This is a genomic window from Microcystis sp. M53603_WE2 (assembly GCF_030065435.1).
The window spans coordinates 1-6,907 of record NZ_JASJFF010000231.1; the positions used below are offsets into that span (position 1 = coordinate 1).

Annotated in this window: 8 protein-coding genes; 7 read left to right on the plus strand and 1 reads right to left on the minus strand. The window is 43.4% G+C overall.

The window, feature by feature from the left end; all coding sequences use genetic code 11:
* The 7 genes from nuoF to PX481_RS05015 all read left to right on the plus strand — a co-directional run.
* Nucleotides 1-1,374 (plus strand): NADH-quinone oxidoreductase subunit NuoF (nuoF, locus tag PX481_RS04985; RefSeq protein ID WP_288093845.1); only part of this gene is annotated, 1,374 nt, incomplete at its 5' end.
* 122 nt (nucleotides 1,375-1,496) lie between these two features.
* Nucleotides 1,497-1,982 carry a Tic20 family protein gene (locus tag PX481_RS04990; protein WP_002762922.1) on the plus strand — a complete coding sequence of 162 codons (486 nt, stop codon included), beginning with the start codon at nucleotides 1,497-1,499 and terminating at the stop codon, nucleotides 1,980-1,982.
* Nucleotides 1,983-2,055: 73 nt separating this feature from the next.
* Nucleotides 2,056-3,429: a gluconeogenesis factor YvcK family protein gene (locus tag PX481_RS04995; protein ID WP_288093847.1), complete on the plus strand. Its 1,374-nt coding sequence runs from the start codon at nucleotides 2,056-2,058 to the stop codon at nucleotides 3,427-3,429.
* Between the two features lie 173 nt (nucleotides 3,430-3,602).
* Nucleotides 3,603-3,911: a photosystem II assembly protein Psb34 gene (gene psb34, locus PX481_RS05000; RefSeq protein ID WP_002762917.1), complete on the plus strand. Its 309-nt coding sequence runs from the start codon at nucleotides 3,603-3,605 to the stop codon at nucleotides 3,909-3,911.
* A 252-nt stretch (nucleotides 3,912-4,163) separates the two neighbouring features.
* Complete coding sequence (locus tag PX481_RS05005; protein WP_002762915.1) at nucleotides 4,164-4,376, plus strand: DUF3134 family protein; 213 nt, start codon at nucleotides 4,164-4,166, stop codon at nucleotides 4,374-4,376.
* A gap of 142 nt (nucleotides 4,377-4,518) precedes the next feature.
* Nucleotides 4,519-5,679 carry an N-acetyltransferase DgcN family protein gene (locus tag PX481_RS05010; RefSeq protein ID WP_353852181.1) on the plus strand — a complete coding sequence of 387 codons (1,161 nt, stop codon included), beginning with the start codon at nucleotides 4,519-4,521 and terminating at the stop codon, nucleotides 5,677-5,679.
* A 4-nt stretch (nucleotides 5,680-5,683) separates the two neighbouring features.
* On the plus strand, nucleotides 5,684-6,769 hold the full coding sequence (locus tag PX481_RS05015; protein ID WP_002762913.1) for an alanine/ornithine racemase family PLP-dependent enzyme: 1,086 nt from the start codon (nucleotides 5,684-5,686) through the stop codon (nucleotides 6,767-6,769).
* Here the strand turns inward: PX481_RS05015 and PX481_RS05020 are convergent.
* Nucleotides 6,701-6,871: a hypothetical protein gene (locus PX481_RS05020; protein ID WP_288023201.1), complete on the minus strand. Its 171-nt coding sequence runs from the start codon at nucleotides 6,869-6,871 to the stop codon at nucleotides 6,701-6,703. The two genes, PX481_RS05015 and PX481_RS05020, sit on opposite strands and share 69 nt — an antisense overlap.
* Nucleotides 6,872-6,907 lie beyond the last annotated feature (36 nt).

A 6,907-nucleotide genomic window follows, 5' to 3' on the forward strand; every position in this document is an offset into this window, starting at 1 on the left:
CTCTTATACGAAGAAGTCACCCCGGAAAGTGCGGCCAGCATTATTGCGGCCTTAAACGGCGGCAAAACCGAGGTGCAATTAGGGGACTCAAAACATCCCTTTTTCTCCCATCAAGTCAAAATTGTCCGGGAAAATAGCGGTAAAATCGATCCCGATCGCATTGAGGAATATATCGCCGTCGGGGGTTATCAATCTCTCTACAAGGCCCTCTACGAGATGACTCCGGCCCAGGTGGTGGAGGAAATCACCAAAAGCGGTTTGCGCGGCCGGGGAGGTGCGGGTTATCCCACCGGTTTAAAATGGGCGACGGTGGCTAAACAACCGGGTAAACAAAAATACGTTATCTGTAATGCTGATGAAGGCGACCCCGGGGCGTTTATGGACCGTAGTGTTTTGGAAAGTGACCCCCATTTAGTCCTGGAAGGAATGGCGATCGCTGCCTATGCTGTGGGGGCCGATCATGGTTATATCTATGTTAGAGCCGAATATCCTCTGGCGATCGATCGTCTGCAAAAAGCGATTAATCAGGCCAAAAAATTTGGTTTAATGGGTTCCCAAGTATTCGAGTCCACTTTCGATTTTAAGGTAGATATCCGCATCGGGGCGGGGGCCTTTGTCTGTGGAGAGGAAACCGCTCTCATCCATTCCATCGAAGGCGGCCGCGGCACTCCTCGCACCCGTCCCCCCTATCCGGCCCAATCGGGCCTCGATGGTTGTCCCACCCTGATTAATAACGTGGAGTCCTACGCTAATATCGCCGCTATTATCCGCGAGGGGGCCGCTTGGTACGCCAATATCGGTACTGCCAGCAGTAAAGGCACAAAAATCTTCGCTTTGACGGGAAAAATCCGCAATAATGGGCTGATTGAAGTGCCGATGGGTATTACTCTCCGGGAAATTGTCGAGGAGATGGGGGGTGGTGTTCCCGATGGTCAAGTGAAAGCGGTACAAACCGGCGGCCCCTCTGGGGGTTGTATTCCCGCTAATTTACTCGATACTCCCGTGGATTACGAATCCTTAGCCAAACTCGGTTCGATGATGGGATCTGGGGGGATGGTGGTTATGGATGATACTACCAGTATGGTGGAAGTGGCGAAATTCTATATGGAGTTCTGTCGCGAGGAGTCCTGTGGTAAATGTATCCCCTGTCGCACGGGAACAGTACAAATGTTTGAATTATTGGCCAAAATTATCGCTCGAAAGGCCGATATTCACGACCTCGAAAACCTAGAACATCTCTGTCAAATGGTCAAAGAAACCAGTCTTTGTGGTCTTGGTCAAAGCGCTCCCAATCCGATTTTAAGTACCCTAAAGTATTTTAAGGAGGAATATCTGGCTCTGTTACAGGAAATCAAGCACCCCGTCTCTGTTTGAGAAAAAATCGATCGAGGCCTAACAATCTTCGGCCTCGATCAATTTCTTCAGTTACGCGAAGTCTGATGGGCTGCCGGGTTATCTTGAAGAGAGTTAGCAGTAGTCTCAGGAGACAATAGATTATGACTTGGCGCGGCTCAACCGATACAAAAGATCGCATTTTTGCAGCTTTAGTATATCTTTTACCCTTATATTCGGCTTTTGCCTTCGGTATCTTTATCTTTCAGCAAATTCCTTTTTTAGGAGCGGCCTTAGCAATAGCCTTATATCCCTTAGCTTTTCTCTATAGTTCTCTGGGAAGCTTTGGCAGTTTAATTATCTTTTTCGTCCTCTTTTTCGCCGTGGTACGCAATCCCCGCATCAGTCATTTTATCCGCTTTAACACCATGCAGGCGATTTTAATCGAGATTTTGGTGTATTTATTGGGATTGGTCTTAGGTTTCGTCGCTAGGGGTTTAGGGGCGAATTTAGTGGTAGAAACTCTTTTTAACGTCGTCTTTTTGGGAGCATTTGCCGCCTGTGTTTACAGCATTATACAGTCGGTTATCGGCAAATACGCCGATATTCCCACAATTTCCGAGGCGGCCTATTCCCAAGTGGGAGGTTAGGTCAGCTTGAGTTTGTCCCCTTTTTCGGCTACAGTCTCTCCAGAATCAATGCGTTCGCTGCCAGGCCACATCTATGAGTCCATTTAAACAGACGCTACGGGAACTCAACGCTCAGAAGGGAAAAATAGCCGCTTCTGTGGGCAGAAAAACGCCTAAACGGGTTAATCGTTGGTTTAAATGGCTTTCTCCCGGTATTTTTGTCAAACGCTGGCTTTTAATCAGTTTAACCGGTGTTTTTCTCACCTCCTTCGGTTTGGCTATTTGGGTAAAATTAACCCCAGTTAATCGCTTTTTAGAGTTTGTTTCCCAAGCATTAGAAACGATCGCCCGTTTGGTCCCTAATTCTGTTTCCGGGCCGCTGGCGGTTTTGTTGGGTGTCTTTTTGTTATTCTGGGGTCAGAGTCGCACTGTCGAAACGATTACAGAAGCACTACAACCGGACGCATCGGAGGAATTAGTTGATCTCCTACGCACCCATCGTCGTCTCCATCGCGGCCCGAAAATCGTGGCCATCGGTGGCGGTACGGGTTTATCGACGCTTTTACGCGGTTTAAAACAGTATAGTTCTAATATCACCGCTATTGTCACCGTAGCTGATGATGGCGGTTCTTCGGGCCGATTACGTCGGGAAATGGGCATTTTACCCCCGGGGGATATTCGCAATTGTATCGCCGCTTTAGCCGATGAGGAAAAGTTATTAACGGAATTGTTTCAATATCGCTTTCATGCCGGGGATGGTTTATCGGGCCACAGTTTTGGTAATTTATTTATCAGCGCTATGACCGAGATTACCGGCGATCTGGAACAGGCGATCGATGCTAGTGCCAAAGTTTTGGCCATTCGCGGCAAAGTGCTACCTGCTACCCTTACCGATGTTAGTCTCTGGGCTAAGTTAGCCGATGGGCGCATTATTGAGGGAGAATCGAAGATAACCGAAGCTATGGGGCAAATTCGTCAGATTGGCTGTCATCCTGCCGATCCGGTCGCTTTACCGGCTGCTTTAGCGGCAATCAAGGAGGCAGATTATATTATTATCGGGCCGGGTAGTCTTTATACCAGTATTATCCCTAATTTGTTGGTTCCCGCAATTCGTCAGGCCCTAGCACAGGTGACAGTCCCCCGTGTCTATGTTTGTAATATTATGACCCAGCCGGGGGAAACGGATAATTATTCGGTGGCTGATCATATTCGGGCGATCGAAAAAGTCTGCGAGGAACGCGTCTTTGATGCAGTTTTAGCCCAAAGAACTGCACCATCGCCCCAATCTCTGCAATTATACGCCCAAGAGCATAGTCATCCTGTGTTTTTAGACCGCGAGGAGGTGGGAAAAATGGGTTATCGCATTGTTTTAGCGAATGTAATGGCAGAAGATGAAGTTACTGCCAAAGTTAGTCATGATCCCCAACGTTTAGCGCGAGTTTTATGGCGCTGGTATGCTAAAAAGTGAATAGCGAGTTGACTAAATGTTTTTATCTAGCTTTGTCAAGTTATAAAATCATATTTTTTGCTTTAATTTGCCGACATTAGCCAAATTTGCTGATTAAAGCCCTAGGAAAAAATTAGCCTAAAAACCATTTCGCCTTATTCTGTGTTATACTCAGATTTTGAAGAGAGATGATCATGCACTACTCTACTAAATCTAATCAAGAGACAGGTGCGACAGTCTATTCCCCAAGCGATGGAAGTGAATTAATTCCTGCTGAGGTTAAACTAGATATAAACGGGCAAAACTATCCATCACTTAATATACCTCTCCCAGAGGGCTATACAGTAGATGATGAAGGAATCATCAATAACTATGGTAGCGAACCCAAGATTTATCTATCAAAATCCCCATCTTTAGAACAGCAAAAATGGTATATTTTGCAAGGAGTAGGGGCGGTTTTGTTGGTTGCTTTGGTGTTATTAATCACCTTTTCCGTTAGCTAGATAAAAACCGTAGGATTGACATTTAAGTTGAGCGAGACAGGAAAACTTTAATTTACACCATAGAGTCTGCATCCCAAGTATCGGGAGCATATATTGGAACCGACTCTATCTATCTGTCCAAATAGTAAATCTGACAGCTGAACTTTTTTACTTTGCTAAACTTGACAATTTTTTTCAGTTTTTTGTGGGTTGCTTCGTGATCAACAATAGAACAACCAATAGAGTTAACTTCTCAAAGGAAATTCAACAGGTATGAAATTTAATCCTTCTCTTAGTCAAGAACCTCGCTATCAGGCAATTCCTGTTATGCAGATAACTTCCAAAGAAACCCTTCTCCATTGGTTAGAACGGACAGGAAGATTAAAATTACGTCAATCTGATGCTCATCCCGATTTGCAAATCTTAGAAGAACTAGACGATATTATCGATCCAGATAATTATGCTATAGAAGAAGAAGAAGAATAAATAGTCTTAAGTAGGTGGGTGGAATTAAATATAAGATGAACGTAGGTTGGGTTGAAGCATGAAACCCAACGCCCGCTAATGTTACGCTACCGCTAACCCATCCTACAAATAATTGTGCCTCCCTACTTACTGGGAGTTAGGAGTGAAATTTCAATTATCTAATATTCAGGAGATTAAGAAAGTGGTATCAACGAAAAAAACGGCTTTAATTTACTGTGAAAATCAGTTTGGACGTGTGGACGGAAAAACGGCAGCTGGCTTGATCAGACAATCAGAAATATATACAATTGTTGGAGTGCTGGATAGTTCCTTAGCGGGAAAAGATGCGGGAGAAGCATTAGGAGACAAAAAAAATCATATTCCCATTTTTGCCAATTTACAAACAGCCTTAGAAAAACTTAGAGATGTTCCCAATTGTTATATCTACGGCAAAGCACCCTTAGAAGCGTTTATTCCCCCCCTAGAAAGGCTGCTAATTTTAGAAGCAATGGCACAAGGAATGGAGATTATTAATGGTTTGCATCAATTCTTCTCCGAGGATTTAGAATTTAGGGAGCAAGCTAGTCAGTATGGTGTGCAAATTACAGACATTCGTAAACCACCACAATTAGCTGATCTTCATGTATTTACTGGGCAAATTTCCCAAGTAAATATACCCGTTATTGCCTTTTTAGGAACCGATTGTGCTTGCGGAAAAATGACCACTGCGGTGGCAGTTAATCAAACTCTCCAAGGCTTGGGTATTAAGTCTGTCTTAGTCGCTACTGGACAAACTAGCTTGATGCAGGGAGCAAGATATGGGGTTTCGATCGATGCTTTGGTTTCTCAATTTGTCATCGGTGAAATTGAAAATGCTGTGGTTCAAGCTTTTGAGCAAGAAAAACCCGATATTATTTTAGTGGAAGGACAAAGTTCTCTGAGTCATCCTGCTTTTATGAGTTCCCTGGGAATTTTGAAAGGAAGTAGGCCCGATGGGATTATTTTACAACATCCCCCAGCCCGAAAATTTCGCTGTGATTTTCCTCATTTAGCCATGCCAAAATTACAGGAAGAAATTTCACTAATTGAGGCAATTTCTCCCGCTAAAGTTATCGCTATTGCGATTAATCACGAAAATCTCACCACGGCAGCCACTGAGCGTATTATTGCCAAATATGAGCGAGATTTTCAGTTACCGACTACTGATGTTTTGTTACACGGATGTGAGAAATTAGTCCAAGCTTTATGCGATCGCTTTCCGAAATTAAACCGGAAAATCAAAGGGGAAATTTTAGCTGCAATTCCCGCAATTGGGAGCAAATAGGCTGATGAAAGACCTTTTACCCAGAATCGAGATTTCTCTCCCGAAAATACGCCATAATGCTCGTTTACTCTGCCAATTCTACGGTAGCAAGGGACTTTCTGTGATGGGAGTTTCCAAAGCGATTTTGGGTGATCCCTCGATCGCCTTGGCGATGATTCAAGGTGGAGTCAACTTTATCGCTGACTCTCGAATCGAAAATATTCTCAAAATGAAACAAGCAGGAATAGTGACAACTTTTGTTCTGTTGCGTACTGCCTTGAGTCAAGCAGAATCAGTGGTTAACATTGCAGATATCAGCTTAAATACCGAATTAGCAACAATTCAGGAACTTTCCTATTATGCTCAAGAAAAGCAAAAAATACACCGCATTATTATCATGACGGAGTTAGGGGATTTACGCGAAGGTGTACTGCCGAAAGATCTGGTCAAGTTCATCAAAAAGACCCTCGCTTTTCCCTTTATCAAAATTATTGGACTGGGTTGTAATTTGGCTTGTTATGGAGGTATTAAACCTGATAGCCATAATATGAGCAAATTATCTGTGTTAACAGATACAATTGAGCAGGAATTTTTAATAAAATTACCGATTATTTCAGGAGGCAATTCTGCTAACTATCAATGGTATCAAAAAAGTAGCGAAGTTGGTCGGATTAATAATCTGCGTTTAGGAGAATCAATTTTATTAGGTTGTGAAACAGTTAATCGACAAGTGATACCTGGCTTATATACCGATGCTTTTCGGTTAATTGCTGAAGTAATCGAATCCAAAGATAAACCATCTCTACCCTCTGGAGAAATTGGTCGAGATGCTTTTGGTAATGTTCCCAGCTTTATCGACCAAGGCATTCACCGTCGAGTTATTATTGCATTAGGAAGACAGGATATTCTTATCTCTGGATTACAAACAAGTCAGGAGATAAAAATATTAGGTTCTAGTAGCGATCATCTAGTTCTTGATAGTCATAACAAGAGGTTAAAAGTAGGAAGCGAAGTCAGTTTTAATCTTGATTACGGAGGACTTTTAACAGCCATGACTTCTCCTTTTATTACTAAAAGTTATGCTCTCAATGCAGTAGCACAACTGTCTTGATCGATGAATAAATAGGGTTTGCGGCAAAAAGTTTTTCGGTGGTGGCAGGGTGTGGGGTGTGGGGTGTGGGGTGTGGGGTTTTACCAGTTTTGAGGTGGCCAATTACCTAATTTTCAGGGAAAAAGTGCCTAAATTTCC

Excerpts from the sequence above, each read along its gene's own strand:
- PX481_RS04995 (WP_288093847.1), top strand. The coding sequence starts at position 2,056 with ATGAGTCCATTTAAACAGACGCTACGGGAACTCAACGCTCAGAAGGGA.
- PX481_RS04990 (WP_002762922.1), top strand. The coding sequence starts at position 1,497 with ATGACTTGGCGCGGCTCAACCGATACAAAAGATCGCATTTTTGCAGCT.
- PX481_RS05015 (WP_002762913.1), top strand. The coding sequence starts at position 5,684 with ATGAAAGACCTTTTACCCAGAATCGAGATTTCTCTCCCGAAAATACGC.
- psb34 (WP_002762917.1), top strand. The coding sequence starts at position 3,603 with ATGCACTACTCTACTAAATCTAATCAAGAGACAGGTGCGACAGTCTAT.
- PX481_RS05005 (WP_002762915.1), top strand. The coding sequence starts at position 4,164 with ATGAAATTTAATCCTTCTCTTAGTCAAGAACCTCGCTATCAGGCAATT.